Annotated in this window: 25 protein-coding genes and 4 pseudogenes; 15 read left to right on the forward strand and 14 right to left on the reverse strand. The window is 68.2% G+C overall.

The window, feature by feature from the left end; translation table 11 throughout:
- Positions 1-29 precede the first annotated feature (29 nt).
- A complete protein-coding gene (locus OHA17_RS01510; RefSeq protein WP_406503282.1) occupies positions 30-401 on the forward strand; it encodes an anti-sigma factor antagonist in 372 nt (123 codons plus the stop codon).
- A gap of 68 nt (positions 402-469) precedes the next feature.
- Here OHA17_RS01510 and OHA17_RS01515 read toward each other — a convergent pair whose 3' ends face one another.
- Positions 470-658, reverse strand: coding sequence for a hypothetical protein (locus OHA17_RS01515; RefSeq protein WP_406503284.1), 189 nt, complete (start codon positions 656-658; stop codon positions 470-472).
- A gap of 377 nt (positions 659-1035) precedes the next feature.
- Positions 1036-1395 carry an STAS domain-containing protein gene (locus tag OHA17_RS01520; RefSeq protein ID WP_406503286.1) on the reverse strand — a complete coding sequence of 120 codons (360 nt, stop codon included), beginning with the start codon at positions 1393-1395 and terminating at the stop codon, positions 1036-1038.
- Positions 1396-1583: 188 nt separating this feature from the next.
- Between OHA17_RS01520 and OHA17_RS01525 the strand changes: the two genes are divergently transcribed.
- Positions 1584-1784: a flagellin gene (locus tag OHA17_RS01525; RefSeq protein ID WP_406503288.1), complete on the forward strand. Its 201-nt coding sequence runs from the start codon at positions 1584-1586 to the stop codon at positions 1782-1784.
- 560 nt (positions 1785-2344) lie between these two features.
- On the opposite strand, the gene OHA17_RS01530 is transcribed toward OHA17_RS01525, so the two are convergent.
- Positions 2345-2896 carry a hypothetical protein gene (locus OHA17_RS01530; RefSeq protein ID WP_406503290.1) on the reverse strand — a complete coding sequence of 184 codons (552 nt, stop codon included), beginning with the start codon at positions 2894-2896 and terminating at the stop codon, positions 2345-2347.
- A 794-nt stretch (positions 2897-3690) separates the two neighbouring features.
- On the opposite strand from OHA17_RS01530, the gene OHA17_RS01535 reads away from it, so the two are divergent.
- Together OHA17_RS01535 and OHA17_RS01540 are read left to right on the forward strand one after the other, a co-directional pair.
- On the forward strand, positions 3691-4800 hold the full coding sequence (locus OHA17_RS01535) for an alpha/beta hydrolase (protein ID WP_406503292.1): 1110 nt from the start codon (positions 3691-3693) through the stop codon (positions 4798-4800).
- A gap of 99 nt (positions 4801-4899) precedes the next feature.
- A protein-coding gene (locus OHA17_RS01540; RefSeq protein ID WP_406503294.1) for an IS5 family transposase occupies positions 4900-5843 on the forward strand; the annotation gives its coding sequence in 2 pieces (ribosomal slippage) (positions 4900-5280 and positions 5283-5843; 942 coding nt in all).
- Here the strand turns inward: OHA17_RS01540 and OHA17_RS01545 are convergent.
- Positions 5843-6100, reverse strand: a pseudogene (locus tag OHA17_RS01545) (transposase); the annotation flags it as partial. The gene OHA17_RS01540 and the pseudogene OHA17_RS01545 sit on opposite strands and share 1 nt — an antisense overlap.
- Before the next feature lie 212 nt (positions 6101-6312).
- Between OHA17_RS01545 and OHA17_RS01550 the strand changes: the two are divergent.
- On the forward strand, positions 6313-7542 hold the full coding sequence (locus OHA17_RS01550) for an IS701 family transposase (protein WP_406503296.1): 1230 nt from the start codon (positions 6313-6315) through the stop codon (positions 7540-7542).
- A gap of 717 nt (positions 7543-8259) precedes the next feature.
- Here the strand turns inward: OHA17_RS01550 and OHA17_RS01555 are convergent.
- Positions 8260-9060 (reverse strand): maleylpyruvate isomerase family mycothiol-dependent enzyme, encoded by an 801-nt coding sequence (locus OHA17_RS01555; RefSeq protein ID WP_406503298.1) that lies wholly within the window; start codon positions 9058-9060, stop codon positions 8260-8262.
- Between the two features lie 840 nt (positions 9061-9900).
- On the opposite strand from OHA17_RS01555, the gene OHA17_RS01560 reads away from it, so the two are divergent.
- From OHA17_RS01560 to OHA17_RS01575, 4 genes are all read left to right on the forward strand, one after another.
- A complete protein-coding gene (locus tag OHA17_RS01560; RefSeq protein ID WP_406503300.1) occupies positions 9901-10284 on the forward strand; it encodes a hypothetical protein in 384 nt (127 codons plus the stop codon).
- Positions 10235-10693 (forward strand): transposase, encoded by a 459-nt coding sequence (locus tag OHA17_RS01565; protein ID WP_406503302.1) that lies wholly within the window; start codon positions 10235-10237, stop codon positions 10691-10693. The genes OHA17_RS01560 and OHA17_RS01565 overlap by 50 nt, the downstream gene beginning before the upstream one ends.
- A gap of 4 nt (positions 10694-10697) precedes the next feature.
- Entirely contained in the window at positions 10698-11345 is a 648-nt protein-coding gene (locus OHA17_RS01570; RefSeq protein ID WP_406503304.1) for a transposase, read from the forward strand.
- 770 nt (positions 11346-12115) lie between these two features.
- Positions 12116-12313 (forward strand): hypothetical protein, encoded by a 198-nt coding sequence (locus tag OHA17_RS01575; RefSeq protein ID WP_406503306.1) that lies wholly within the window; start codon positions 12116-12118, stop codon positions 12311-12313.
- A gap of 538 nt (positions 12314-12851) precedes the next feature.
- Here the strand turns inward: OHA17_RS01575 and OHA17_RS01580 are convergent.
- Positions 12852-13487, reverse strand: a complete 636-nt coding sequence (locus tag OHA17_RS01580; protein ID WP_406503308.1) for a transposase — start codon at positions 13485-13487, stop codon at positions 12852-12854.
- A 33-nt stretch (positions 13488-13520) separates the two neighbouring features.
- Positions 13521-13916, reverse strand: a complete 396-nt coding sequence (locus OHA17_RS01585; RefSeq protein ID WP_406503310.1) for a transposase — start codon at positions 13914-13916, stop codon at positions 13521-13523.
- A gap of 281 nt (positions 13917-14197) precedes the next feature.
- Here OHA17_RS01585 and OHA17_RS01590 point away from each other — a divergent pair.
- Positions 14198-15422 (forward strand): annotated as a pseudogene (locus OHA17_RS01590) (IS110 family transposase).
- Positions 15423-15558: 136 nt separating this feature from the next.
- On the opposite strand, the gene OHA17_RS01595 reads toward OHA17_RS01590, so the two are convergent.
- On the reverse strand, positions 15559-15663 hold the full coding sequence (locus OHA17_RS01595) for a hypothetical protein (RefSeq protein WP_406503312.1): 105 nt from the start codon (positions 15661-15663) through the stop codon (positions 15559-15561).
- 535 nt (positions 15664-16198) lie between these two features.
- Between OHA17_RS01595 and OHA17_RS01600 the strand changes: the two genes are divergently transcribed.
- On the forward strand, positions 16199-16384 hold the full coding sequence (locus OHA17_RS01600) for a hypothetical protein (protein WP_398881104.1): 186 nt from the start codon (positions 16199-16201) through the stop codon (positions 16382-16384).
- Between the two features lie 323 nt (positions 16385-16707).
- Here the strand turns inward: OHA17_RS01600 and OHA17_RS01605 are convergent, their stop codons facing one another.
- The 3 genes from OHA17_RS01605 to OHA17_RS01615 form a co-directional block, all read right to left on the reverse strand.
- Entirely contained in the window at positions 16708-17673 is a 966-nt protein-coding gene (locus OHA17_RS01605; RefSeq protein ID WP_406503314.1) for a squalene/phytoene synthase family protein, read from the reverse strand.
- A 166-nt stretch (positions 17674-17839) separates the two neighbouring features.
- A complete protein-coding gene (locus OHA17_RS01610) occupies positions 17840-18436 on the reverse strand; it encodes a hypothetical protein (RefSeq protein WP_406503316.1) in 597 nt (198 codons plus the stop codon).
- A complete protein-coding gene (locus OHA17_RS01615) occupies positions 18433-20628 on the reverse strand; it encodes an MMPL family transporter (protein WP_406503318.1) in 2196 nt (731 codons plus the stop codon). The genes OHA17_RS01610 and OHA17_RS01615 overlap by 4 nt, the downstream gene beginning before the upstream one ends.
- Positions 20629-21645: 1017 nt before the next feature.
- Here OHA17_RS01615 and OHA17_RS01620 point away from each other — a divergent pair.
- Positions 21646-22491 carry an inositol monophosphatase family protein gene (locus OHA17_RS01620; protein WP_406503320.1) on the forward strand — a complete coding sequence of 282 codons (846 nt, stop codon included), beginning with the start codon at positions 21646-21648 and terminating at the stop codon, positions 22489-22491.
- 38 nt (positions 22492-22529) lie between these two features.
- Here the strand turns inward: OHA17_RS01620 and OHA17_RS01625 are convergent, their stop codons facing one another.
- A complete protein-coding gene (locus OHA17_RS01625) occupies positions 22530-22889 on the reverse strand; it encodes a hypothetical protein (protein ID WP_406503322.1) in 360 nt (119 codons plus the stop codon).
- A 316-nt stretch (positions 22890-23205) separates the two neighbouring features.
- Positions 23206-23406 (reverse strand): annotated as a pseudogene (locus tag OHA17_RS01630) (hypothetical protein); the annotation flags it as partial.
- A gap of 44 nt (positions 23407-23450) precedes the next feature.
- On the opposite strand from OHA17_RS01630, the gene OHA17_RS01635 reads away from it, so the two are divergent.
- The gene (locus OHA17_RS01635; protein WP_406503324.1) at positions 23451-23639 is read left to right on the forward strand and encodes a hypothetical protein; all 189 of its coding nucleotides are present in this window, start codon (positions 23451-23453) and stop codon (positions 23637-23639) included.
- 200 nt (positions 23640-23839) lie between these two features.
- On the opposite strand, the gene OHA17_RS01640 is transcribed toward OHA17_RS01635, so the two are convergent.
- Complete coding sequence (locus OHA17_RS01640) at positions 23840-24298, reverse strand: winged helix-turn-helix transcriptional regulator (protein WP_406503326.1); 459 nt, start codon at positions 24296-24298, stop codon at positions 23840-23842.
- A gap of 83 nt (positions 24299-24381) precedes the next feature.
- On the opposite strand from OHA17_RS01640, the gene OHA17_RS01645 reads away from it, so the two are divergent.
- The gene (locus OHA17_RS01645; protein ID WP_406503328.1) at positions 24382-25632 is read left to right on the forward strand and encodes an MFS transporter; all 1251 of its coding nucleotides are present in this window, start codon (positions 24382-24384) and stop codon (positions 25630-25632) included.
- A gap of 301 nt (positions 25633-25933) precedes the next feature.
- A pseudogene (locus OHA17_RS01650) lies at positions 25934-26269 on the forward strand (hypothetical protein).
- Positions 26270-26512 lie beyond the last annotated feature (243 nt).

The following is a 26512-nucleotide window of genomic DNA, read 5'->3' on the forward strand; positions in this document are numbered from 1 at the left end:
CCATGGCGGACGAAACTCAACCTACGGACGTGGGACAGGTCCCGGCAGCACAGGGGAGCGCACGCACCTACACCCTGGACGGATACACCGTGGTGGAGCTCCACGGCGAGCTCGATCTCTGCTCGGTTCCAGCGGTCCGGGAACAGCCGGACGCAGCGACCTCATCCGCGGGTGCCCGCGCGATCGTGGACCTGCGGCCCGCTCGCTTCCTTGACTGCTCAACCCTCGCGTTGATCTCTCGCGCCCGACGCCGGGCCTTGCACACCGGCGGTTCCATCGGGTTGGTCTGCACACACCTGTGGCACCTGCGGGTACTGCAAGCAACCGGGCTGAGCACGGTTCTTCACTCGCTCGCCACGGTGGAGGAGGCTATCGCGTACGAACTGCGCGATGCGGACTGACGCGTTCAAGGGGGCACTCGCCCCCCCCTCCCACGGAGGGCGAGCACACCCTTGTGGCCAGTGCCTGGTCATCCGCGGCGGGGCTGGTCCGACAATCCGTCGTCCAGAGCCTCCCGCAAGGCCAACAGCGCGGGGAGATCGGCCCCCACCACGAACCGGTCCAGCAGGACACCCGTACGCCACCCGTGCCCGTCGTTGACGGCCCGCACGATGGCTGCGATCTCCTGGAGCTGGACGTCAGAAGGTAAAGCACCCAATTGAACTACCCCGCTCAACCACAGGACCGAAGCCGGTCCGTGCCCCCACCTTCCCCTATCTGGCAGCGTTCGCCGCACACGCCGACCCCCATGTTCGTTTTTCAGCCACGCTCTTCGCATATGCCAGATGGATGCCCACTTCCGCGAACCTCGCTGACACCTTTTGAACGGGCACCTCTGGCGGACGTCCTTTCGAGAGCGTTCTCAAACGGTAGTTGAACAAACATGTTTCACAGTCCGGCCACGAGCACCTCGGCACATCGCGGGGCACCCGGCGACCCTGGTGACCGTCATTCGTCACCATGCCGCCGCCGTCTCAGCGCTCTGAGGGGCGGCTTCCTGCCAGCTGTCGCGTCGGCAGGACTGGTCCGGTTGAACTACTGCTCAGGGCTGGGGCCTTCGTGTTCTGGTGGCCCTGAGGGGCGAGTAAGGAGGTCGTCAACTCCGGCTAGTTGCAACACCCTTTGGACGAGCGAGGACGCGTGGGGCATGGTCATGCTGCCGCCTGCCAGGTGGCAGTGACGGAGGTGGGCGAGGAGCGCGGCGATCCCGGATGAGTCGATGAAGCCGACTTCGGTCAGGTCCAGCTCAACCGGGCGGTGCAGCAAGGGCGCCAGGGCGGCCCGGAGTATGGGCGCGTTCTCCACGTCCAGGTCACCTCGCACGCGCACCAAGGCCGGGTCGAGGCCGGCGACGACATCGACATGCAGTGATTCTGATGAGGGGGAGCCATCCATGCCATCCTCACGTAATGGGCTGGAGTGCTCATCACGGCACCGCTTCCAGGGACTTCGCCCTTCCAGCGTGACATCACCCGCCATCCCCGCACAGCCCACAAGGGGCGCTCACCATGCCGGACCGGCCCGTACGACTCGCCCTGGGTTCATGAGCACCGCGCCCATCGTCGTGCACCGGATCCAGGGAGATGCCGGCCGCCGGGTCACCATCCGGGGCCGGATACAAGGCGTGGTCTACAGCGACGGCCTCCGACTCCACGATCAGGGACACCAACATGGCCGCGGAGATGGTGGAGTTCACGAAGAACAACGTCCTGGCGCAGGCATCCCAGGCCATGCTCGCCCAGGCCAACCAGCTCCCGCGGGGCGCCCTCCAGCTCCTCCGCTGACACCGAGCCAAGCGGCTCCATGCCATGACCGACATCCGACGTGGATGCGTCGCGGACATCTACGCGACGCATCCACGCAGTTCAGAGTCGATACAGCCAGTTCAGTAGTCGGTAAAGACGCCGACCTCGTCGAGCTGCTCCGGATCGCCAACGTGCCCGACCCCGAAGACGTCGCAGCCGGGCCCTCAGCGTTTCTGGAATGGCGGGACTCACCGCCTGCGGGTTGGGCAGGGAACCCTGCCGGTGATCAGGATATGGATGCGTCGGCCGACTGGTCAGGCCGAAGCCGGGGCTCCAGGAAGGTGGCGGGCGGAGCGCCGGCCGTAGAGCGGGGCTCGGTCCGACGCGGACGTGCCGACTCGGGAGAACTGAAGGACGGGGCATCGCTGTCCAGGACACTGCGCGGGTCTGTGGTCACCCACCCAGTCTCCCCCACTCCCGGCCCCCAGCCAGCAGGCCGGATGGACCGCGCACCCCGCCCCTTCATCCAGCCCGTCCTATGGGGCCGGCGGGTTCCGGCAGCCCCAACCTCACCGCGGCCCCGAGGTACACCAACACGATCACAGGCCGACGGCGGCCAGGGCGGTGGTCCAGTCGGTGGCGATGGCACGGCGGGCGTCGTCGAGAGGGACCTGGCCGTTGCAGACGGCGGTCTTCAGCCGGTTCTCGACGGTGTCCTTGTTGCCGGCGGTCTTGCCGCCGGTGCTGTAACGCGGCTCGGGCCACAGGTTCTTGGGGTCACGGGGCGCGCCGCCGAGTTCGAGGGGGATGAGGTGGTCCTCCTCATAGTCGGCGGTGGAGGTGTCGCTGTAGCCGTACGCGGCGATCTGCTGGACTTTCAGCGGGTTGGTGTAGGACGTCGGCGGACGCACTGTGCTGGTCCACCCGGACACGCAGATCGTGGAGCTGATGGTGTCCTGGGTGACGTCCGGGTTGTCGGCGCCGGGTTGGCAGACCGGGTCCGGCAGCGGCAGGTATGCCTGTGAACACGCCCCGGAAGCTGCGGTGGCGGGAGCGGCGTGGACGGTGGCGTGGGCCATACCGGTGCCAGCGGCAAGGCCAACTGTGGCGAGGGCAACGGCAGCGGAGACGAAGCGGCGTATCGGGCGCATGGGAGGGGATCCCGTCGATCGGCCCGGCCGGGCTGCCGGGCGGCTGACGGCATGACACCACCCCAAGCATCTATGCGAGTAGACCCAGAAGATGAACAACGAGCAACCAGCACAACCCTTGCCCTCCCATGGCACGTGCATGACCGCCCGGCGAGACCCCCTTGACCCGCACACACCCTCCGTAGGTCCCCCAACGACACCGTCAACGTGCCGACCGAGGTCCGCGGGACGACTTCGCGTCGGTCATCTCCGGGAGAAGCCCGGCCATTGGCGACGGGGCGCCGCCCGACACCGGGTGACTCCATTCCATTTCGGCTAATGGCGTGTTGTTCGGCCGGGCGGGCTGGTGTCGGGTCCAGGGCCCGCCACTGTGTGCCTCGTTGACGTGCAGTGCGCTGGAGATGAGCCAGTAGATGAGGGCCGCCGGTGGCGCGAAGATCAATAGCAGGAGCATGAGGCGGGGCGAACGCGGTACCGGCTCCGCAGACCCGTACAACCGGGCGCCCTCCCACCTCGACGACCTCCCGTACGGCCCCAGCCGCACACCAAGTACCCAGCCGTTCACCAACAGGCAAACACCCCTCACACCTCCCAGCCCCTCGCTCCCGCTCCCCCACGCCGCCGCTCCGTCCGACCCGGAGGAGTGAGCCCCGCCCCGTGGCCTGGGCTCTTAGAGAACTCTTATCGGGTTCTGACATATCTGTTCCCGTTGTCCTTCGGGGCTGGTCACCGCCGGGAACAGGCCGGGCGGACCGCCCTGCCCCCAGTCCCAAGTACCACGTGGAGCACAGACGATGACACCCCCCGACACCGTGGCCACGCCCGCTCAGGGCCGCCGGCCCGGCCGCCGTACCAAGCGCTGGGTCCTCACCGCCGCGGTGGTGGCCGTGCTCGGGCTCGCCACCTGGCCCGTGCTCAGCTACTTCGACGTCTTCTCCGACAAGGGCGACGCGATCAGCTTCGGCCAGGACGACAAGCAGAACGGCGAACGGGGCGGAACAAGCAGTTCCAAAGCGTCCATGCCCACGGGCCCGAAGGCCGATTTCACCGTCTCCGGCACCGTCCCGCAGGACGGCAGCAAGATCGCCGTCACCACGTACGAGGGCAAGAAATCCGGGTTCAAGGGCAAGGTGTGGGTCTGGGTCCCGCCCCAGTACAAGGACCCGCAGTACGCGAAGAGCGGCTTCCCTGTACTGATCGCCCTGCCCGGCGGCTCCGGATACCCGAACAACTACTGGATGGGACCCGACCTCAAACTGGAGGCGAGCATCTCCAAGTGGTCCAAGGAGGGCAAGAGCCTGCCGTTCATCGTCGTCATGCCGGTACTCAACCCCGAGGACCACGACCGGGACCCCAAGGACCCCAAACTGGGCCAGTACTGGGACGGCAGTGACATCCCCGGCCAGCCGAAGATGGGCACCTGGCTGACCGAGGACGTGCCCGACCTGGTCAAGGAGAACTTCCGCACGGTCAACTCCCGCGACGGCTGGGCCTTCATGGGCGCCTCCACCGGCGGCTTCGCGGGCCTCAAGTCCGTGCTGCAGAAGCCCGACCGGTTCAAGGCTGTCATCGCGGCGGGCCCCGACATCGTGCCGGACTCCCGCCTGTGGAAGGGCCACGACCAGGAGAAGGCCGAGAACAACCCCAAGGCCCTCGCCCCGAAACTGATCAAGTCCGGGCACCCGGACGTCTACCTCGCCTTCGAGGTCGGCACCAAGGAAACCGCAGCCATACCCCCCATCGAGGACTTCGTGAAGCACTACACGAAGGGCCCCATACACACCAAGCTGGACGTCATCCAGGGCGGCAAGCACAACGCCGCGACCTACGTGCCGAACATGGAATCCGCCGGACTCATCCAGTGGATCAGCGAGCACATGCAGGGCCCCACACCCATCGCGTGAACGGCATCCCGGTCTCCGAGGTGTTCCACGACTTAGGCCGTTTCTGATGGCTCTTGGTTGGTTGGGTGGATCTCGTGGTTGGTCGGGCAGGACGCCCGTATGGTGCGGCGACACGAGCTCACGGACGCGCAGTGGCGGAAGATCGAACCCCTCATGCCCGGCAACGGCAAGCCGGGCGGGCAGTGGGCGGATCACCGCAGGGTGATCAACGGGGTGCTGTTCCGGGCCCGGACCGGGGTGCCCTGGCCTGACCTGCCGGAACGGTACGGTCCCTGGCAGACCGTCTACGAGCGTCATCGCCGCTGGTCGGCCGACGGCACCTGGAAGGCCGTCCTTCAGGAGTTACAGATCGAGGCGGATGCCGGCGACCCGGACGGGGCGCTTGCCCGCCAGGCGGACCGGCAGGAGTGGGCCGTGAACATCGACTCCACCTCCTGCCGGGCACATCAACACGCGGCCGGGGCGCCCCGCAAGCCTCCGGCCGACTACCCGCAAAAAGGGGCGGGGTGCGTGAGGAGGGCGATGGACGCGAGGCGTTGGGGCGCTCACGGGGCGGGCTGACCAGCAAGGTCCATCTGCTCTCCGACGACCGGGCTCGCCCGCTGCACTGGCTGACCTCGCCCGGTCAGCGGGGTGACAGCCCGATGTTCGCCCCGGTGCGGGACGGCTTACGCATCCGGCGCCGCGGCGCGGGTCGTCCGCGCAGCCGACCGGATCGGGTGCGCGGCGATAAGGCGTACTCCAGCCGTGACAACCGCGCCTACCTGCGGCGGCGCGGGATCAAGGCCACCATCGCGCAGCCCGATGACCAGCGGGCCCACCGCAAGCGCCGGGGACGAGCCGGTGGCCGGCCCCCGGCCTTCGACAAGGCCCAGTACCGCCGTCGCAACGCAGTCGAGCGGTGCGTGAACAAGTGGAAGCAGTTCCGCGCAGTGGCCACCCGGTATGACAAACGCGACTACATCTTCAACAGCACCCTGACCGTCACCGCGATCGTCATCTGGCTTCGCGACATCGTCCAAGAGCCATCAGAAACGGCCTAGTCGCGCACGTCGTCCAGGACCTCGTCGGCATCCCACTCGATCCGGTTCAGCAACCGGTGGATCCGGTCAGGGCCCGTATGGCCGGCTTCCTCCGCGAGCGTCCAGCCGTTCTTCCGCTCCAGCGGAGCAATCAGCCCCCGCATATAGGCGAGCGCCGACTGCCGCGGCTCCTCCCGGCTGAACCGGTGCACGAACCGCCCCTGCACCGCATTCAATTCCCCAGCCCACAACCCGACATCAGCGAGATTCCCACCCATAACCACCCCAACGACAAAGCTGCCCACCCGTCACGGCAAGCACCGTTGCAGTACTAGTACTCCAGCAGTACTTCTCCATTTGTGCTGGTCAGGGTGGTGGGAGTGGGGAGTGTAGTGGCGTGGGCGGTGGCATGGGACCGTCTTTGACGCAGTGCCGCTCCAACGAGTGGCCGCGCCGTGTGTAGTGCTCCTGTTGTGGGCATTGCGTCGATGTGATCGAAGATGCGCCCACGCATGTGTGGGACGAGGAACTTGACGGGCTGTTGCGTCGCATCGGGAACCGCTTCACACGGGTGGAACCCAGGCGGTTGGTGCGCGATTACATCCATGGCCTGCTTGGCCAGGTCGGCCGCAAGAACGGCTGGCAGATCGCCGAGTACGCCGGCCACACCACACCTGACGGCGTGCAGCGCCTGCTGTCTCGCACCTGCTGGAACGCGGACGACATCCGTGATGACCTGCAAGCCTACGTCGCTCAACACCTCGGCACCGAGGGCGGAGTACTCATCATCGATGACACCGGCTTCGTGAAGAAGGGCCTCACCTCCGCCGGAGTGCAGCGCCAGTACTCCGGCACGGCCGGCCGCACCGAGAACTGCCAGATCGGTGTCTTCGCCGCCTATGCCACCACCCGCGGCCACGCCCTGGTCGACCGGGAACTGTATCTGCCCAAGTCCTGGACGGACGACCGCCCTCGCTGCCGGGCGGCGAAGATCCCCGAGGAGCGAACCTTCGCCACGAAAGGCGAGCTGGCCCGGACCGTCATCACACGAGCCCTCGCCTCACCGTTGCCCATCGCCTGGGTCACCGCCGATGCCGCTTACGGACAGGACTCCCACTTCCGCCGCTTCCTCGAAGCCCGCGGCCTCTCCTATGTCGTGGCCGTGCCCAAATCCCAGCCAGCCAGCGGCCCGCGCATCGATCACCTCTTCAGCCAGGCCCCGCCCGAAGCATGGCAGCGGCTGTCCGCCGGACACGGCGCGAAAGGGGAGCGGTACTACGACTGGGCCGCGGCCCACCTGCCCTCTGCCGACGCGCCCGACGGCGACATCCCCACCAGCCGGCACTGGGTACTGGCCCGCCGCAGCATCGCCAAGCCTGACGACATCGCCTACTACCTCGCCTGCACCCCGCTGGAGGCGACCATCGCCGACCTGGTCCGTATCGCGGGATGCCGCTGGAAGATCGAGGAGTGTTTCCAGGCCGCGAAGAACGAGTGCGGCCTGGACCACTACGAAGTCCGCCGTTACATCGGCTGGATGCGGCACATCACCCTGGCCATGCTCGCGCACGCGTTCCTGGCAGTCACGGCTGGCGAGGAGCGGAAAAAGGGGGCACCGAACGGGACACACCCGAACTCGTGGACCTCACACCAGCCGAGATCCGTCGTCTCCTGGCAGCTGGCCCCCGCCATCGTCCCGTCAACACCCGGCACATCATGACGTGGTCACACTGGCGCCGCCGTCATCAAGCACAAGCCCGCCGCTGTCACTACACACGGCGCGGCCACTCGTTGGAGCGGCACTGCGTCAAAGACGGTCCCATGCCACCGCCCACGCCACTACACTCCCCACTCCCACCACCCTGACCAGCACAAATGGAGAAGTACTGCTGGAGTACTAGTCCTGGTAGCCATCGGACACCTGGCTCCACACTGAGAACCCCTGCCGAATCCTCCAGAGAGACACAGGCAACCAGTTGCCTATGCGTGGTCCGGTCATCGCGAGGCTGCCTCGGCCCGGCAGAACAGCCGGTCCGGGCTGGTCGACGCGTCGGAACGCAGCCATGGCGAGACATCCTTGGGCTGCGGCAGCATCGCAAGCGCCCTCCCCAGCCCGTCCACCTCAATGCAGCCTATGCCCTACCTGGCAAATGATCATCTGCCGGGTTCGTGGGACCAGGAGCGCGGCCAGGGGCGCGACGCAGAACCGCCGGCTCGCTGGATACGGAGAGCGAGCCGGTCGGCGGTTGCCCGGCTATCGATGTACTCGTCTCTGATCGTGCGGAGGTCGTGAGTTCGGGATCTGACCAGGTAGACGGTCGGCTTGGTGACGCCCCGAGGCCGCCTCGCGGGTTTGAGCCCGGTGCCGCGACCGACGAACCTGGCGAAGAGTCGTGCCCTACCTGCTCGAGGCGCGGCCAACCGCCCCCGCTACGTCCTACTTCTCCTCCGGCTCCCAGGCGCGGAGCAGGTCGAGCAGCCCTGCGTCTCCGTCAACGTGCAAGGAGCCGGCCTGGATCCGGTCGTACAGGTAGAGAACCAGCTCACTGGCCGTGCCGTGGACGGAGGCGCCGGCTGCGTCCGAGTCCTCGCCGGTCGCGGCGGTGGGCGCGGGGATGCGGGTGGTGCGTGCGCCGTCGCCGTCGACGGTGAGGCGCCAGGAGCGGCCCTCGGCGGCGTGGAAGTCGAAGGCCGTGGGCTTGTGCGGCCAGGCACTCGGCGTTGCGCAGACGGTGAACAGGAACTCCTCCACACCGTCGAGTGCCAGCTCGACCGGCAGCGGCTGCGGGGCGCCCCCGGCGAACTGGGCGTCGTAGGTGTGCACCGCGGTCTCCTGGACCCGGTGCCGGGCGGTGCCGCCGGCGGTCTGCGGTGACTGCGACGCGGGCCACCACGTCCAGCAACCGCTCTCCGGTCCCGCCGCGCGCAGGGCGCCCAGCAGAAGCTGCGTTGACGCGGCCAGCCAGGCCAGCAGGGCCTCACGCTCCTGCGGCACTTCCAGCGCGGCGCGCCCGGCGACGGCCTCGGCCGGGGGAGCGTCGGCAGGCCCCGCGCCGACGATGGCGGCCCAGAAACGGTCTCCCCCACCCAGGTGCTTCACCAGATCGAACAGCGTCCACCCGGGGCAGGTCGGCACCTGCGCGTCGAGACCGGGCGCGGCGGCGACCACGGCGCGGAAGGCGGTCGACCGTTCATCGATCAGTCGCAACAGGTCAGGGAACTCAAGATTCTTTTCCACGCCGGATGTCTATCACCGTGCTCCGGTGATCGGACAGCGATTTTCGCAGTCGCCGCCGGTTGGCCATTGCGGACGTCCTCGCCTCCCACCGCTCGGGTGACAAGCTGCGCACTGCTGCGAGGACGCTGGTGGTGGCGGTACGCCAGACGTCGTGCCTGGTGGGTGCTCTAGCCTCGCCGCGCGGCCGGGCACCTCGGCGACGTGGCGTCCACCCGGTGCGCGCGGTCATGCTGCCGCTCGATGTGATGGGCGCGGAGGTCACGACGGCGAGGAGGACCGGTCGCGTCGGGAGTTCATGGCGCGCCAGGAGAGCCGGCCGGGCCGGGTCCGGCGGGTCCAGCGCCGCCTGGGCGCTGGCGGAGGCCGGGGACACCAGCCACCCGGCGACCCGAGTTCCACCGCAAGGCATCGCTCTTACAATGGAACAAACGTCATGAACTGGGAAGACAGCCATTTCAGCCATGCGAACCGTTGATAGCCGGAGGAGCCCCTGCCGGGGCTCCCGCGCGACTGGAAGCCCAACACACCCGGCGGAAAGGCACTCTCGCCGCCGTCCGGCAAGGCTGACGGCGGCCATGGCAAGCGGCTCATCCAAGATTTCCGTGAAGCTGGCCGATGTTTCTATGCGCCCGTGACGCTCCGTCACGCGGTCGGGGACATTCGGGGCGTGTGAGGATCTGCTGAAGTCCCTGCTGCCGCACCTGGCCGGGGTGCTGGTGGAGAAAGTGAGCGTGGAGGGCGGGGAGTTGCGCATCGCGGCGCGTACCCGCCGCGAGGTGGCGCTGCCGTGCCCGGACTGCGGGGCCACGATCGAGACGGCGTCATAGCGGATACGAGCGGGTGCTGGCCGACGGTGTGGTCGGCGGGCGCACGGTCGTGATCACTCTGGAGGTGCGGCGCCTGTTCTGCGACAACTCCCGTTGCGGACGGGTGACGTTCCCCGAGCAGGTCCGGGGACTGACAGAGCGATACCAACGGCGCACGCCACTTCTTCACCAGCTGCTGACGGCGATCGGCATCGTACTGTCGGGTCTGCCGGGCGCGCGGCTCGCGGCGCTGCTGCCCGCGCCGGCGAGCAAGACCACCATGCTGCGCCTGATCATGTTGACGTCGGATCCGGCCGCGCCGACACCGCGGGTGCTCGGTGTGGACGATTTCGCCTTCAAACGCTGCCATGTGTACGGAAGTGCGCTGGTGGACTGCGAGACCGCTGCACCCCGTTGACCTGCTGGAGCACCAGGAGGCAGACACCCTCGCCCGCTGGCTCGCCGCCCGTGAGGGCATCGAGGTGATCTGTCGGGACCGGGCCGGCGCCTACGCCTCGGCCGCCTCCGCAGCGGCCCCCGACGCGATCCAGATCGCAGATCGGTGGCCTGTCTGGAAGAACCTCTGCGACACCGTCGAGAAGGCCATCGGCGCACACCGCGGCTGCCTCGACCCGCCGAACGAGCCCCGGCCCGCTCCGGTCGAGGGCACCAGGCCGGAAGGCATCCAAACCGCCCAGACCCGGCGTCGGCACGCCGAGGTCCACGCTCTGTACGACACGGGCGACGGCATGGCATCGACCGCATCGCCGCCCAAGTCGGCCTGGACCGTGGACCGTACGCCGCTACGCCCAAGCCGCAACTGCTGACGACATGATCTCGAACCATCCGCGCCGCGGACGCCACGGCATCGCCCGCTACGCGCCCTATCTCAACCAGCGGTGGAACGAGGGCTCCACCGGCAGCGGACGGCTGCACCGCGAACTGCGCGAGCTCGGCTGCCTCGGCAGCGCCCGCAGCGTGCGCCGCTGGCTGGAACCCCTGCGCGGAACCGACCCGCCGATGAACGGCCTGCCCGAAGCGCCGACCGTGAGCCAGGCCACCATATGGTTCACCCGTCACCCCGACGGCCTGAGCAGCGAGGAACCCCTCCGCCTCAAACAACTGCTGGACCGCTGCCCGGAGTTGGCATATACGGCCGCTCACGTGCAGGAGTTCGCCAAGATCATGGACCGCCTGGACGGGACAAGGCGGCTACCCGGCTGGATCGACCGGGCCGAAGACGCTGAGCTTCCGATGATCCGAGCCTTCGCCCGAAACCTCCGCAACGACCTCGACGCCGTCATCCGGGGGCTGACCAGCCCGTTCAACTCGGGAATCGTTGAAGGCTGCGTCACAGACCTCAAATCGATCAAAAGACGGATGGCAGGACGCGCGGGCTTCCCGTTGCTGCGAAAGCGAGTCCTTCTCGTGGCCGCCAGCCGCAGAGCACCCAAAGTCACGAAGTCGACGGACCCATGACCGGCTTCACGGAAATCTTGGATGAGCCGTTCAAAATTACCGTTGACAGCAAAGGGCACGGCGAAAGAAAGAAAGCCTTCCACGACCACCGACACAGCGCCCGGACAAGATCGGTTCCACCGTTCCTGAACGGACACCGTCTGAGCGCCCCACCTGGCGACCGCCGCCAACTGGGCCACTCGGTCACACCAACCCAGCCTGAAACTCGGCGAAACCCCGCAGAACACTCACTTGGATCCTCAAGATCCATTGTCAGGGCGTCTACTCCGCGGGGCGGGCCTCAGAAGGCCCTTGCCCCTCCGAGAGGAACAGGCCATCGCAGGTAGGCGCTGACCAGATCGGCGAACTCGACCTTGGTGCGCCGCAGTGCGGAGTTGTGCCCATCAGGTGCGGCCTTCCTGCTCGTCGCCCTCGCCCTGCGGCCGACCCGCTCCTGGTGTTCGGCGGATAACCCCGCCAACGATCTCGGAGTATTCATTCTCGGCACTGGTCCAGAAATCTAATTCCACGTACTAAATTCCATACTCCATCTCCATCTCCATACTCCATCGGATTCTGCCTGCAGACCCTGCGCCTATGTGCTCGAAACGAGGATCTTGATCTTCACCCATTCGGCCGCCTCCCGCTGTCACGCCGGAAGGCACGGAGTGAGGCTGACCATGAACAACGGGCTCACGGCTGCCGGTCGCCTCTGGCGCCTTGTCCCGGCCGTGTGGCGGTCCGGGTCAGCCGCTGAGCCAACCCCCAACCGACTCAAGGAGAACCCTCCCATGCGCCGTACCGCAGCCGTCATACTCGGCACCGCCTGTCTCCTCGGTCTCGCTGCCACTACCGCGACAGCAGCACCCAGCGCTCCCGGCACGAGCACCACCGCCAGTGCCCCCGTCGACTCCTGCGGTGTCGGGCCCTGTGAGAACGTCTTCAACTTCAACATGGACAGCCAGGTCTCCGGCTGGGTCTGGCACTGACTCGCACCCACGTTTTTCCTTGATCGCCTGATCGTTCGGCCGGTATCGGAAAAACAGGAACACATATGGTCCCGGGACCATCACAGTTCCGGGGCCATGTACTACCGCGCGACGGGTGCCCCGACTCCAGCCGCACGCGGCCGGCGCCCCGGGTCCCGGATGCTCTCGAGCCACAACGTCGTCGTCCTCGTCCCAGGGCAGGACGAGGTAGGTGGCGCCCGGGTACAGGGCGGTGAAGGTGTCGGCGATCGTGCGGGCCAGCCCGCGCACGGTTGCCAAAGCAGCTTCGCGGGCGGTGGTGAAATGGTCGGCGGTGGTACGCATTCCAGCTCCTTGCAGGAGGCCGGCGTGAGCAGCGGACCGTCATTCCGCGCCAGCACACAGAACACATCACCCTCGACGGCCAGGACCACGGCGTACGCCTCGGAGTGTGGCTCACCAACCAGAAAACCCGGCGCGACGAACTCAACGAAAAGCAACTCGCCGACCTCGGCATCGACTGGGCGTAGGCCATCAGGGTGACCGCAGCCGCAGCCAGTCATTGAACCGGCAGGTCAAGGAAGTGGAACAGCACGGAGCCCCGGGCAACGGCATGGCCCCGGGGCTCCGTGCTGCCGGACACCGGCACCGCCGACCCGCTGCCGACAGCAGATCCGAGCCCACACCTGTCCACGGACATGCAGGCCGCTCCCGCCGACCGATGGCGGATCCGGCGCCGAACTGCACGGCCCCTGCCACAGGGTGCCCCCGCAGGGCATCCCGCCCAAGCGGGCCCCAGACAGGATCGGTGAGCCGGAAGCGCTGGCAGGCCCCGGGCAGGACACCACACTTCACCGGCGGTGAGCCGTACGCTCCCGCAAACCTCCCCAGGGAGCGGGAGCGCACTCTTTCCAGGCGCACGCGGGACGAGCAGGGAGCGCCCGCGTGGGGAACTGCCCGAGCGGGAGAGCAGGGCCGAGTTCAGGGGCCGGTTTCCTCCGGTGTTGAGCCGGTGGCGCACGTTCTTCCCGCTGGAGGCGTCCAGTGGCGCACTTCCCGTGTAGCTGGCGAAGTGGTGCCGAGTGGGGAAGCGGCTGACGTCGCCGATGTGACCGAGGATCTTGGCCGCGAGCACCGTTCCGAGTCCTGACAGAGAGGTCAGCGTCGATCGTGAGGCGGCGAGCGCGTCGTGCATCTGGGCTTCGTTGTCCCTGACTTGGCGATCCAGTCAGCGCAGGTCGGCCAGCAGGTCCCGGGCGATGTCGCGGCGGCAGTTGTCGGTCGCGGTGAGCGGCCGGATGCCCTTCATCAGGGCGGCGGCTTTGTCCGCCGACAGCCGGGTGGGGGCGCCTCCGGGAAGGAGGTCGCGCAGAACGGCGTGCAGGCGGTTGGTGATGCGGGTGCATTCGTTGACGAGGTCGTTGTGGCGCTCGGTCAGCAGCCGAAGGATCGTGGACTGGTTCTCCGCGGTGACCTTGCGCGGGTCGGTGCGGAAGAGCGCGACCTGTGCGACGTGGAGGGCGTCGGCGGGGTCGGTCTTACGGTCACCGCCCGTGGTCAGGAGCCTGACCCTGGCCGACGAGGTCGAGGGCACGTCGACGACGTCCTCGCCTGCGGCGGCCAAGTGCTGCGCGAGCGTGCGGCCAAGTCACCGGCGCCTTCGACCGCGAAGCGTCGCTCGGGCCACTGCTCGCTCCAGCGCATGAGCTGCTGGAACGTACCGGCGTTCACGGCGAAGCGCCGCTGGCTGGTCTTGTGGCCTGCGGCGTCGATGGCGACGGCGGTGTGAGAGGACTTGTGGGGGGGGGCGGTCCCGATCGTGATCACGCGCGTCGTGACCTGGTGCTCGAAGCGGCAGAAGTGTGCGGTGGGCACCCTGACTTGAAGTAGCGGTCACACACATTCATGCCTCTGTCGAGCCTCGACACCAGTGACATCGACGTCTGTCTCCGCCTGGACGTCGGCAAGGGCGAACACCACGCCACCGCACTGGCCCCGGCCGGGAAGAAAGCCTTCGACAAACGGCTGCCCAACACCGAGCCGAAACTCCGCGAGGTCTTCACCAAGCTGCAGGCCAAGCACGGCACCGTACTCGTCGTGGTAGACCAGCCAGCCTCGATTGGCGCCTGCCACTGGCCGTGGCCCGGGATGCGGGCTGCAAGGTCGCCTATCTGCCGGGCCTGACGATGCGTCGGATCGCCGACCTCCGCCCGGGCGAAGCCAAGACCGATAGCCGGGACGCGCTCATCATCGCGGATGCCGCCCGCGCGATGCCGCACACCCTGCGCGCCATCGACGTCGAAGACGAGACCATCGCCGAGCTGGAGATGATCGTGGGCTTCGACGACGACCTGGCCAGCGAGGCCACCCGCATCTCCAACCGGCTCCGCGGTCTACTGACCCAGATCCACCCGTCGCTGGAGAGTGTCCTGGGCCCGCGCGTCCAGCACCCGCCTTGCTGCTGATACTCGAACGCTTCGGCTCTCCCGCCCAGTTGAGAAAGGCGGGGCGCCGTCGACTGGTCAATCTGATACGGGCCAAAGCCCCGCGGATGGCCGAGCGTCTGGTCGACGACGTCTTCACCGCACTGGACGGGCAGACCGTACGTCGTCCCCGGCACGGACGTGGCCGCACAAATTGTCCCCAGCCTCTCCGGACAGCTGAAGACTGTCCTTGACCAACGCAAGCTCCTCGCCACGAGGATCGAGGAACTCCTGGAGGCCCACCCTCTTTCGAAGGTCCTGATCTCGATGCCCGGAGTCGGGGTCAGGACCGGAGCCCGCATCCTCATCGACGTCGACGACGGCGGCGACAGCGACGGCAGCACCTTTCCGACCGCCGGGCACCTGGCCTCCTACGCAGGCCTGGCCCCCGCGACCAGAGGTTCGGGCTCCTCGATCCGCGGTGAACAGCCCTCCCGCCGCGGCAACAAACAGCTGAAGCGGGCGTTCTTCCTGTCCGCGTTCGCCGCCCTGGCCGACCCGGCCTCCAGGGCCTACCACGACAAGAAAATCGCCCAGGCAAACACCACGCCCAGGCCATCCTCTGCCTCGCCCGACGCCGACCCGACGTGCTCTTCGCGATGCTCCGCGACAGCACCTTCTACGAACCACAGCCAGCCTGCGACTGACCGCGTCCCTTCCGGCTGTCACCGCGACGAAGTGGCGGGCCCCGCCCCAAGAGCGGCCCGCACCTCCTCGAAGCGCCGGTCCTGCGGCGTTCCCGCAGCCATCTCACTCAACGCATAGGCCGTGGTCTTGAAGCCGTCAAAATGACGGAACTCCGCCCCACCCAGGCCCCCAGGCCCCCAGCCGCAACGAGGCAACCTCATCCAGCCTCAACCGCTGGGTCCCCCACGGGTTAACAGCCACGATCCCATCGGGCCCGACCTCCAACCGGACCCGAAGAAGCGACCATCAGAAGAAGACCGCGAAGCCGGCGGCCAGCGCCGACCACAGACCGGCCGACCGCTACGTCGCCGCATCCGGAGCCAGCAACCATCCAACCCAGCAGACCAGCGCTTTCACCACGACAACCGCCGGAATCACAAACCCCGCCAACCGAGCCGGACCGCCCACCCGCCACACCGAAACCGGATCCCCACCCTGGTCACTCATGCCGACATGGTGAGCCACGCCAGCTTGACCGAACCCATAGGGGCCCCCGCATAGGCGGCGTTCGTTTCTCGGCAGGCTCCAGGGAGGAATCTTGCTCTTCACTCATTCAGCCGCTCTCCGCTGTCACAGCAGGAGGTCCGGGGAGAGGCTGACCATGAACAACAGGTTCACGGCTGCCGTCGCCTGGCGCCCTATCGGCGCACGCCCGTCCGCACGGACACCCAAGGGCCGGCCCGGGCCAGCCACCGAGCCAACCCCAACTGACTCGACACAAAAGGAGAACCTTCCCATGCGCCGTACCGCCGCCATCATCCTTGGAGCCGCCTGCCTCCTCGGCCTCCCCGCCACGGCCGCAACAGCAGCCGCCCCCACCCACACCGCCACTGCCAGCACCCCCAGCGACGAGTGCGGCCAGGGCTGCCACGACAACGACTTCAACTTCAACCAGGACAGCGGCGTGGGCAACTGGCACTGACCCACCCCCACTGTTCCCCACACCACCCGCAGAACACAGGTGGCCAAGGAACATAGAGACACACAGGGTCCCGGGACACGGCCACAGCCACAGTCCCGGGACCCTGCATGCCCGACACCAGCCACCAGACTCCCCAGGTCCTCCGACCGGGATCAGCCGCCGAACCGGCACGGCATTGGTTCATCGTGCCCTTGTCACGGGCTGTCCTGTGCACGGGCAAGCCGTACCCGTGGAGGTCGTCCATGCTGAAGTCGAAGGTGAGCCGTCCTGTGCGCGGTGCTGCAAGGACGCCAGGGGATCACTCCCCTGGGGTGGCACCAGCGTCATCCGGTGTCTTCACGTTTCAACGCCGCATGCCCAACTCCCCGAGGGGCGGCAGGACTTACAGCAGCTCCACGCGCGTTTTGGGTCTCCCCCCTGCCGGAGACGACCGCCGAAATCTGCCTGCGGCCGCTTTCATGACGTTCGCGGCCGTGGGTGAAGGGGTTGAGTTTCCAGATGATGGCAGCCTTGGCCCGGGTAGACAGCAGGATGCGCTGCCGGGCGGCGTAGGGCAGCGTGAGCGGCTTGGCCAGGATCGCGGCACCCGCCTCTTCGACCTGGCGCAACTGGACGATGGCCAGGCGCCTGAACGCATCCATGAATACGGTCGAGGTGAACGTCCAGTCGATGGCCGGTTCGTCTGGGTGGAGCAAGGCGCGAGCCCGCTCGGTCGTGGATCGCATCAGCTGGGCCGTGGTGGGCGTCCATCGACGCTCCAGGAGGTCCTGGGCCGTCAGACCGCACGCGTCCAGCGCTTCCAGGGGAAGTTGGACGTAGTCGTTGTCGAGGTCCTCGGCGAGGTCCGTGAGGTCGTCGACCAGTTGCAGGCCGAGCATGATGTCGATCATTGCCTCTGCGTGCCCCGCGGAGATGGTCAGAGGCGCTCCGAGCCGGGAGGCGACCCAGTCCAAGGCGGCGAGACAGGTGCTGTGGATCGGCCGTTGGTGTCGCGTCCACTCCTGCCATGTCCCGGGGGCGGCCCGGTCCGCGTCACGCGTCATCCGTTCGCTGAGCGGCCGGAGGCTGTCGACAGGGAAGTCCAGTGCGTGTGTCAGGTGCACCATGGCCCTGCACACGGGGTCGGTGCTGTCGCCGCGTTCCACGTCTTCTTCGACTGTGGTGATCCAGGCAGAGGCCCGTCGTAGGCGTTCCTCGGCTGACCCGGGTCCGTCATCGGTGAGGTCGTCGATCCGCATGAAGGTCGCCCCGAGTGCCGACATGCCGAGCCTGACCTCGGCGGGCAGCACTCTCACGCAGTCCGACAAGTGGGGGTAGCGCTGCCGGAGCAGGCGCCGGCACACCCGGAATGCCTCGCGCAGGCGGGCGTCGTGGACGCCTGCCTGGCGTAGACGGAGGGGATCACGTGGGCTCCCATGAGGAGCGGGGTGCGTGACTGTGGTGGGCGGCCGGGAGTCACCGCTGGAACTTCAGCGTTCCCGCGGCGGACAGGGTGCGCAGCCCCGTGACGGCGCAGCCGCTGACATCGCTGGTCGGTGTGGCGCTTCCCGTGATGCGGCTTCCGTTCAGCGGACCTGAGGTCACGGTCCCCTCAAGCAGGGCGTTGCCGGGGTTGTAGCCGGTGGTGGAACGTCGGGTGGGGTGGATGGTGGAGGTTCCGGTCCGGTGCCCGTCGGCGTCGTACCAGGTGATGCTTCCTGAGCCGTGGACGCCGGAGGTGCCGCTGCAGCCGGCCTGCGCGGTGCCCTGGATCGTGAAAGTGGCGCTGCGCAATTGCTGGTTGGCGCCGGAGCAACCGGTCAGGTGGAGGGTCGCTGTGATTCGGGTGGGGTGCTGCTGCAGGGTGAGCGCCGGGCTGAAGCCGATCGGGTGGCCCGTGCGGGTCGCGGCCTTGCAGGACAGGGCGAGGCGGGAGCTGTTCGCTGCGACGGTGGTCGTGTTCGGCGTGGCGGACGCGGTCGCCGGTGCGGTCAGGGCGGCCGCGGTGAGCAGGGAGGCGACCGTGGCCGTCCAGGTCCGTGATGTGCGCGGTGCCGACAGGATGCTGTTCATGAACGTGTCTCCTCACGGTGTGACAGGACAGTCGGGGCAGGATCCTTCTCCGTCCTGCCGGGTCGCGGGACTCGTGGGGCGGAGGAAGGGGCCGGGGTGGGCACGGGTGGCAGCAGGCGGGCCAGCGGGGCGGGCAGCCACCAGTTGCGGTGGCCGAGCAGTTGCATGAGCGCGGGGACGACGACGAGGCGGATGACGGTGGCGTCCAGCAGGACGGCGACGGCCACGAGGAAGCCCACCTGGCGCAGTTCCTGACGGCCGGTGGCGAGCAGCCCGGCGAAGACGACGGCCATGGTGGTGGCGGCGAGCGTGATGGGCTGGGCCGTGCCGCTCAGACCGCGTGCCACCGCCTCACGGCAGGCGGTTCCGGCACGGTAGTGCTCGGTGATCCGGTGGACCAGGAAGACTTCGTAGTCCAAGGACAGGCCGAAGACGAGCGTCACGGCCATCAGGGGGACGACGACGTTGGCCGTATGCCCGGTGAACCAGCTCAGCAACCCGAAAGCCGCCCCGGTGGACAGCAGGTTCATCGCGATCGCCTTCACCGGCAGCACAAGACTGCGGAAGACGACGAGCATGAGCACGAAGGTCCCCGCCAGGACGAGCACGGCCACCTGCCGCAGGGCGGCGCGCATCGCCTGTTGCAGGTCGGCGAGGTCAGCCGCCTGACCGGCGCACAGGACCTCCTGCCCGCCGGGAAGAGTACGGCCCGCGCGCCGGCGCAGGTCGTTCAGCAGCGCACCGGCCGCAGGGCGGTCGGCCGGGATGCGGTCGACCACGGCGACCACCGTGAGGTCACGGCCGTTGTCCAGCGCCATGGACGTCACGACCCGCGGGTCACCGGCCAGCACCTCGGTCAGGTCCGTCGTGTCGACCGGGCCCTGACCGGCGGCGTGGGGAAGAGCCAGCAAGGTGACGTTCGCCAGGCCGTCCCGCTCCATCTGCGCCAGTCCCACGCCCATTTCGCTGTGGGCGAGCGAGGCACGGTCCAGGTCCACGCCCAGACGCAGGCCGACCACCGGCACCGCCATCAGAACGAGCACCGCCACGGCTCCGCCCAGGTACGGCCACGGGTGGCGCATCAGGTGACGAGCCCACCGCTCCCAGCTCGCACGCGCATCCGCCGGCCGTCGTACCCGGCCGGCGGACAGGAACCCATCGAGCCGGGGCAGCAGTACAGGCAGCAGCGTCGTCGCCAACGCCGCGGCGACCACAGTGGTCACCGCGGCCGCCACCGCCACGGTACGCAGAAGTCCCACCGAGACGGTGAGCAGAGCGGCACCGGTGACCAGGACCGCTGCGGCGCACCACAGCACCGCCCGCCCCGCGGTCGCCGTCGCCCGGCCGGCAGCGGCTTGCGGGACCAGTCCCTCGGCTCTGGCCTGCCGGTAGCGGATGAGCATCAGCAGGGAGTAGTCAAGACCCAGCCCGAAACCCACGGTCGTGGCCACGACCAGCGTCAGAGTGTCCACGGGCGTCACCAGGCTCAGCCCGGCCACCGCCCCCGTGCTCACCACGACGCCGAGACCGGCCGCCAGCAGGATCAGTACGGCCGACCCCACCGAGCCGAGGCCGAACACCAGCAGCACCAGCGCCGCGGGCACCGTGACGGCCTCGACCGCCCGCAAGTCCCCCACGTCCGCGGCCACAAGCTCCTCCGTCAGCGGTGTCTGACCGGTCACCGCGACCGTGACCCGGCCCCGGGCCGCCTCGGCCACGGCCCGGTGGACCGCCTCGCGCAGGACGGGAAGACGATCGAGCCGTGCGGCGGCGTCGCCGTTCAGCCCCACCAGCAGGTAGGCGTGGTGCGGATCCTGCACGGGACTCTCGGGCACGGCCAGCACCCGGCCGGCTCCCCGCACACCGGTGACCGCCCGTGCCGCCGCCCCCATGGCGCCCTGATACACACCGTCCTCGCGCCGTAACTGCCGGGAGGAGAAAGCGAGCACGACCTGCTCGTCCCCCAACTGCGGCATACGGGCCGCAATGAGACGGGCAGCCCGCTGCGAGGAGCCGTCCTCCGGCACCGGCAGGCCGCTACCGCGCAGATGACCGAAACCGACAGGAATGAGGATCAGCGCAGCTACGGCCGCAACCGCCCACACCACCAGGCTCAACCTGCCGAGACGCCCGAGCCGCCCCGCGACCACCAGGACCGAACCGGTTGTCGCGATATCACTCTGTCTGGTCACGCCCCTCCAACGACTACTCCACCCGGCGGTAACGCGAGGTGGAGAGCGCGCACTCTGAACGGTCCCGGTGTGAGCCTTCGGCGTCGTCTACCAGCCCTGGCCCCACCCCCGCTCCCCCAGACCCGCCCGGCAGGTCGAACCCCAACCGCCGCACCCCGGCAGCCCTGGCGCCGATTCACACAGCGGCGAAAGCCCCCCCCCGCTCTCGACCCAGGCCAGTAGACAAACGGAAGGCTCGCGCCCGGCGGCCGTCCATGTGTCTGGCCGACGCTTAGCGCGGGCAGGGCGGGGCGGGCGGTGCCACGTCACCGCGAGTCGACCACGGCAGCGATAACGGCATGGGCTGTCTGCCGTCGTCCGGTCCGGTCCGGTCCGCTCCTGGGGCACATCCTGTCCAAGGACGAAGGCGGCCGGCACGCCCCCCTTCTCCAACAACGCACCACGCGCTCCGGGCCGCCACCAGGAGCTGAATCGGAACGGGACCGTCACGGATCTGTCCCCCAGCCCCGGAGATCAAGTCGGCTGACCGTGAACGGTCGCCGCGCGATCAATGGCCGTCGGAGAAGAACTCGCGGCACTCGCGCACGGCGTAGTAGACGAGGACGTAGCCAGCGGCAAGGTCGGCCCTGCCCCTGCCGAAAACCTCATCCGTCCTGCTCAGGACGGATGTTTGTACACGTGAAGGGGGCCGCCGAGTCGGTCAGTTCGGCATATGTCGAGGTGAGCGTTTTGATCAGGCTTGTCGAATGGCTCGGGAAGGGCGAAGAGGGGTCGGGCGTTCGTGATGCCCTGGTGGGCCCGTCGTCATTGTAGAACTCCTCGAACTGGCATAGCGCGTGCAGAGGTCGCGCTGGTCGCAGATGAGAGTGCGGTCCAACAGCTCCCGGCGGCAGGTCTGCACCCAGCGCTCCTTGAGAATTCATCTTCAATCCGACGGGGCGACTCCGAACGTCGTTCTGAGCTGGTCGGTTGAGGAGTGATGCGCCTTGGTGTCGGCAGTCGTGGCAGGCTCACCGGATGGATCACACATTCGATGCTCCGCCCGTCGACCGAGAACTCCTCGACTTCGCTGTCGGCTTGGCCACGCGTGCCGGGCAAGTGTCCGCGCAGGGCTTCTTCGGGACGTGGGAAAGCCGCAGTAAGGAAGACGGCAGCGAGGTCACCGAGATCGACCTCGCGGTCGAGGAACTGGTCAGGAACGAGCTGGCCCGCCATGTGCCAGAGGACGGCGTCTACGGGGAGGAAGGGGGCTCGACCGCCGGGGTGTCAGGGAGACGATGGATCATCGACCCCATCAACGGCACCACGTCGTTCACCCGTCGGTGGCCACTGTTCTCGAACGACATCGCATACGAGGACGAGCACGGCCCCGCTGTCGGGGTGATCAACATGCCCATGAGCCGACAGATGGTCGTGGCCGGGCGAGGCCTGGGCTGTTGGGTGCTGACCGGAGAGAACCCGGACCTCAAGTCGGGTCACCGCGCCCGGGTCACCGAGCGCACCAGCACGCGCGGAGCAAGGACCCAGGCTCTCAACCCGGCCGGCTGGCCTGAGGAACTCCTCATCGCTCTCCACCGTCAGGTCTTCCTGATGGCGTCGATGGGCTGCATCGTGGACCTCGTCACCGGCCGGGCGGACGCCGTCGTGATCGCCGGTCCGCCGATGGGCTACGAAGACGTGGCTCCCATGCCGGTCATCGTGTCGGAAGCCGGCGGCCGCGTGACCGACCTGGGCGGCGGGTCCGTACTGAAGGGCGACATGACGGTACTGGCCACCAACGGCCTGCTCCACGAAGCAATCCTGGACCTTGTCGAAGGCCTGCCGCGCAGCCGCGACCTGTACGCCCTCGACGACGGCGCGTAGCGCGGCAGGGTGCCGAAGTTGAGTTCATTCTGAAACGGTCAGTTAGTTAGCCCGCCCTCGCGCAAGGCCCGGTGCGGCGTCAAGCTGCCGAGGCAGGCCGCCCCGGCGGCCGTGGTTGGGCCCTCCTTCGACACCAAGGCGGCGGTGTCCGCCCTCACCGCGATGAAGCCGGCGAGCGAGAGTCGCTCCTCGACGACGCGATGGACGGCATCATCGCGTCCGTCACGATGCCGTCGCCAACCCCGCGGCAGCTCAAGCAGCTTGGACGGCTTCGACGGGTCGCGGCAAAGACGCGTTGGGCCGGGCAGCAGCCGGGTGAGTCGGCGGGTCATGAGCGTGATCGCGGCGAGCGCGAGCATCGCTTCGGGGCGTTCGGGCCGGGTTTCGTAGTCCCTCACGTTCGGGCCGCGCGTGCAACAGCCGTGCCAGTGACCTCTTCATCACCCTGTGGGGCTCGGAAAGTCATCTCTGCTGGTCAGGCGGCGTACCGGTACTCGTTGATAGCACCGCCAAGGACGCAGGTGTGCAGGAGCCTGCGGCCGTCGGGGTCGTGGGCCGTGGCGGGTTGCCCGGAAGCATGAAGGGCGTCGTTGATCTGGGGCTCGGTGAGGTCGATGCCCGTTGCAGTGCCGTTCGAAGTCGGCGAGGACTTGCCGGGCGTGAGCCTCGTTCATGAGCAGGAAGGTGGTTGAGGGCCTCACGGCGCACGGTGCCGATCACCCGCTCGTGGGCGGGCACCCCGGTCTTGTGGCCGGCCACCCACTCGGTGGAGGCGACCAGGGGCTGCAGGAGCGCGTCGGCTTCCTCGCCCTGGAGGACCCGGTCCGCGCTCTCCTCCTCCACCTGCACCGTGGTTGATCCCGCGCCTCCGGTGTTCGGGTCGATCCCGACGAACCCGTAGGGGCGCGACTTCATGAGCAGTGGTTCCTAGGGAATCGATTCCGCGTGTAGTGAGCAGCGTGCTCATCAACACCGGCAAACTGCTCTGGCACCCCACCATGCCCACCTCCGGCGTATCCGACACGGGTGAACGCAAAGTCGGAGCCGCGGAGATCGCCATCAGCGGCGGCACCGCCTCGGTGGGCGGCGAGAACGACGGAGGCACAGCCTGGGACATAGCCACCGGCAAGCAGTTGTGGAAGCCATAGACAACTGCCTGGATGACGGCTATGCCAGTGGCCCCGCGCTGGTCACCCTCCGCCAGTGCGGCGACGTCCACCACCCCACCCTGTCCGGTACAAACGTTGGACCCCGCAACCGGCCGGCACCTGGCCTCCGGGGCGTTTGCCACCACCCCGGACGCTCACCGGAAGATGCTGGACCGGCTGAGGCGCCGAGCATCTGCCTTCTATCCGGTCTTCTGCACGTGGGTGGTGTCGGTGCCGAGGAGGGTGCCGTCGGCGCCGGTCGGCGCGATTTCCGGCACGGGGGTGCCGTGCTGGTCGACGAGGACGGAGTGGGTCTCACCGGCTGCGAAGGCATGACGTTCTCCCCACTGCCGCAAGGTGAGGACGACGGGGAAGAGGTCGCGGCCGGCGTCGGTGAGCACGTATTCCTGGCGGCGGCCCGATGGTGCGGTGCGCTGGGCGAGGAGCCCGTGAGCGATGAGCTTGCGCAGGCGGTCGGTGAGGATGTTGCGGGCGATGCCGGTACGTCGCTGGAACTCGGTGAACGATTGCGTCCCGTCCATCGCGTCGCGGATGACGAGAAGGCTCCACCTGTCGCCGACGAGGTCGAGCGTGCGGGCGACAGGGCACTCGGGGTCGGTCCAGTCGGGGTTCGGGGCGCGCAGGGTCGTGCGCGACATGACACCTCCCAATGAGTTGCGAATCAAAACCATCATGCCGTACGGTCAGATCGGTTGCAATCTGCTACTGATTGGGGAACGTAATGGATGTGTGGCGGCGGTTACTGCTCGCGGTGGTGTGTGGTGTCGCTGTGGCGAGCATCTATGCAGCGCAGCCAGTTCTTCAACCGATGGGGCACGATCTCGGGCTGCCGCCAGAACTCGCTGGGTGGATCGTCTCGACCAGCCAGTTCGGCTATCTGACAGGGCTGGTGCTGCTGGTACCGCTCGGTGATGTGGTGGCCGACAGGCGCCGGCTCATCGCCGTGCACCTGGCGATCACCGCAGTGGGCATGATCCTGACGGCCTCGGCGTCAGCCGCCTGGGTGGCGTTCGTGGGGCTCGCGGCGGCGGGGGTGTTCGCGGTCGTGGTGCAGACCACGGTGGCCTACGCCGCGTCGGTCTCGCTGCCCGCCGAACGCGGACGGAACATCGGCGTCGTGACCTCGGGCGTAGTGGTCGGCATCCTGGGCGCACGGGTCGTCACCGGCGTGCTCGCCGACGTGTGGGGCTGGCGAAGCGTCTATGCCGTGCTCGCGGTGCTGTCACTCGGGCTCGCGGCCCTCGTCCTCGCCGTACTGCCGTCGGAGGGGCGCCTCGACGAGCCGACGGCGGGGTACAGGCAGGCCGTCACCTCACTCGGCGGACTGTTCGGGCAGCGCCTCTTCCTGACGCGCGGGCTCATCGCGTTCTTCCTGTTCGCTTCGTTCGGAACCCTGTGGAGCGGAGTGTCCCTGCCGCTTGCGGGCACGCCCTGGCACCTGAGCGAAACCCAGATCGGACTGTTCGGCATCGTCGGACTCGCCGGCACACTCGGCGCGGCACGCGCGGGACGGTGGGCGGATGCAGGACGGGCGGCCCCCGTCACCGGTCTCGCGCTCACCCTGCTCATCCTCTCGTGGGCGGCAATCTCCCAGCTGCCGTGGTCACTGTGGCTCCTCATCGTCGGGATCGTGCTTCTCGACTTCGCGGTCCAGGCCGCGCATGTGAGCAACCAGCACCTGCTCACCGCCGCGCATCCGAATCGCATCAGCAGCGTCATCGGCAGCTACATGGTCTTCTACTCCCTCGGCTCCGCCCTCGGCGCAGCCACAACCACCGCCGTCTTCAGCGCCCACGGCTGGGCGGGCTCCAGCCTCCTCGGGGCCGGATTCGCGGCCTGCGCGCTCATCGTCTGGGCAGCCGACAGGCAACTCCCCCGCCGTAGTGAGAACCTCCCGTCCGAGAAGGCAGGCACGCACCAGGCGCAGGCGGAAACGGAAGCGGCCGGCCAGGCCGGACAAGTCGTGAATTGAAGCCCCCTCTCACCCACGAACGCACCACATCGGTGGGTCGCGGCGGTGCACCGTACTCCCCCGCCAGGGGCGCGATTCGGTGCTGTACGTTCCCCAGCCGATGCACACCATGCCGACCATTCGGCGCGGCCTTCACGGCCTCCCCTGATCCTCGCCCGGCGCCGCCACCCCCGTCGGCGCTGGGGCGACCACCACGAGGCCCCCGGTGACCGCTGCCCACCAGCCATCACTGGGGGCTTCTCCTGACGGTGGGCTGCACTTCCCACAACGGCCGAGCGAACCGGGCCCGCATCTGCTCCAGATGCATCACGTCCGAGGCGACTGTGCAAGCCAGCACTCAAGGAAGGTGGGAGAGAAGAACGTCAACGATGAACAACTTCTGCGCGACCGCGTGTACGGCTACGGCTACGACGACCCATACCCGGGTCCGCGGCTGGGAAGACCTACGTCGAACTGACCGGTGGGCCGCTGGACGGGATGCTCCTGGACGTCACGGGCTGGACGCCTGACGAGACCGACACCGGCGCGCGCCGCCCTGTCCACTGCGCTCGGGCAGTTCGGAGCCAGCAGCAACGCGCTGTACGACCCGCGTTCTGGCGACTGGGCCCGCTGGGACTGGTCCGGCAACACTCCCTGACTGTTGGTCAGCCGAATCCAGCCGTCCTGCAGGTCAGGCTCCGGGCACCAACTGGCCACCCGAACCGGCTCGCCAAGGTGCGTCTGTCGCCCCTCTGGTGTGATGGCGTGTGACATGCCGCTTTTGGCTTAATACCTTGGGCTGTTTGGCCGCTCACACCCTGTGCTTGTTGATCACGGTCATGTCAGGAGACCGGTGTGTACAGGTCGCGTGAGCAGATCCGCAGGGACAAGCGGCCGATCC

This window comes from Streptomyces sp. NBC_00212 (assembly GCF_045206365.1).
Classification (GTDB): domain Bacteria; phylum Actinomycetota; class Actinomycetes; order Streptomycetales; family Streptomycetaceae; genus Streptomyces.

Excerpts from the sequence above, each read along its gene's own strand:
- OHA17_RS01520 (WP_406503286.1), bottom strand. The coding sequence starts at position 1,395 with ATGGATGGCTCCCCCTCATCAGAATCACTGCATGTCGATGTCGTCGCC.
- OHA17_RS01525 (WP_406503288.1), top strand. The coding sequence starts at position 1,584 with ATGCCGGCCGCCGGGTCACCATCCGGGGCCGGATACAAGGCGTGGTCT.
- OHA17_RS01530 (WP_406503290.1), bottom strand. The coding sequence starts at position 2,896 with ATGCGCCCGATACGCCGCTTCGTCTCCGCTGCCGTTGCCCTCGCCACA.
- OHA17_RS01535 (WP_406503292.1), top strand. The coding sequence starts at position 3,691 with ATGACACCCCCCGACACCGTGGCCACGCCCGCTCAGGGCCGCCGGCCC.
- OHA17_RS01565 (WP_406503302.1), top strand. The coding sequence starts at position 10,235 with ATGTGTACGGAAGTGCGCTGGTGGACTGCGAGACCGCTGCACCCCGTT.
- OHA17_RS01570 (WP_406503304.1), top strand. The coding sequence starts at position 10,698 with ATGATCTCGAACCATCCGCGCCGCGGACGCCACGGCATCGCCCGCTAC.
- OHA17_RS01575 (WP_406503306.1), top strand. The coding sequence starts at position 12,116 with ATGCGCCGTACCGCAGCCGTCATACTCGGCACCGCCTGTCTCCTCGGT.
- OHA17_RS01580 (WP_406503308.1), bottom strand. The coding sequence starts at position 13,487 with ATGCACGACGCGCTCGCCGCCTCACGATCGACGCTGACCTCTCTGTCA.
- OHA17_RS01600 (WP_398881104.1), top strand. The coding sequence starts at position 16,199 with ATGCGCCGTACCGCCGCCATCATCCTTGGAGCCGCCTGCCTCCTCGGC.
- OHA17_RS01610 (WP_406503316.1), bottom strand. The coding sequence starts at position 18,436 with ATGAACAGCATCCTGTCGGCACCGCGCACATCACGGACCTGGACGGCC.
- OHA17_RS01620 (WP_406503320.1), top strand. The coding sequence starts at position 21,646 with ATGGATCACACATTCGATGCTCCGCCCGTCGACCGAGAACTCCTCGAC.
- OHA17_RS01640 (WP_406503326.1), bottom strand. The coding sequence starts at position 24,298 with ATGTCGCGCACGACCCTGCGCGCCCCGAACCCCGACTGGACCGACCCC.
- OHA17_RS01645 (WP_406503328.1), top strand. The coding sequence starts at position 24,382 with ATGGATGTGTGGCGGCGGTTACTGCTCGCGGTGGTGTGTGGTGTCGCT.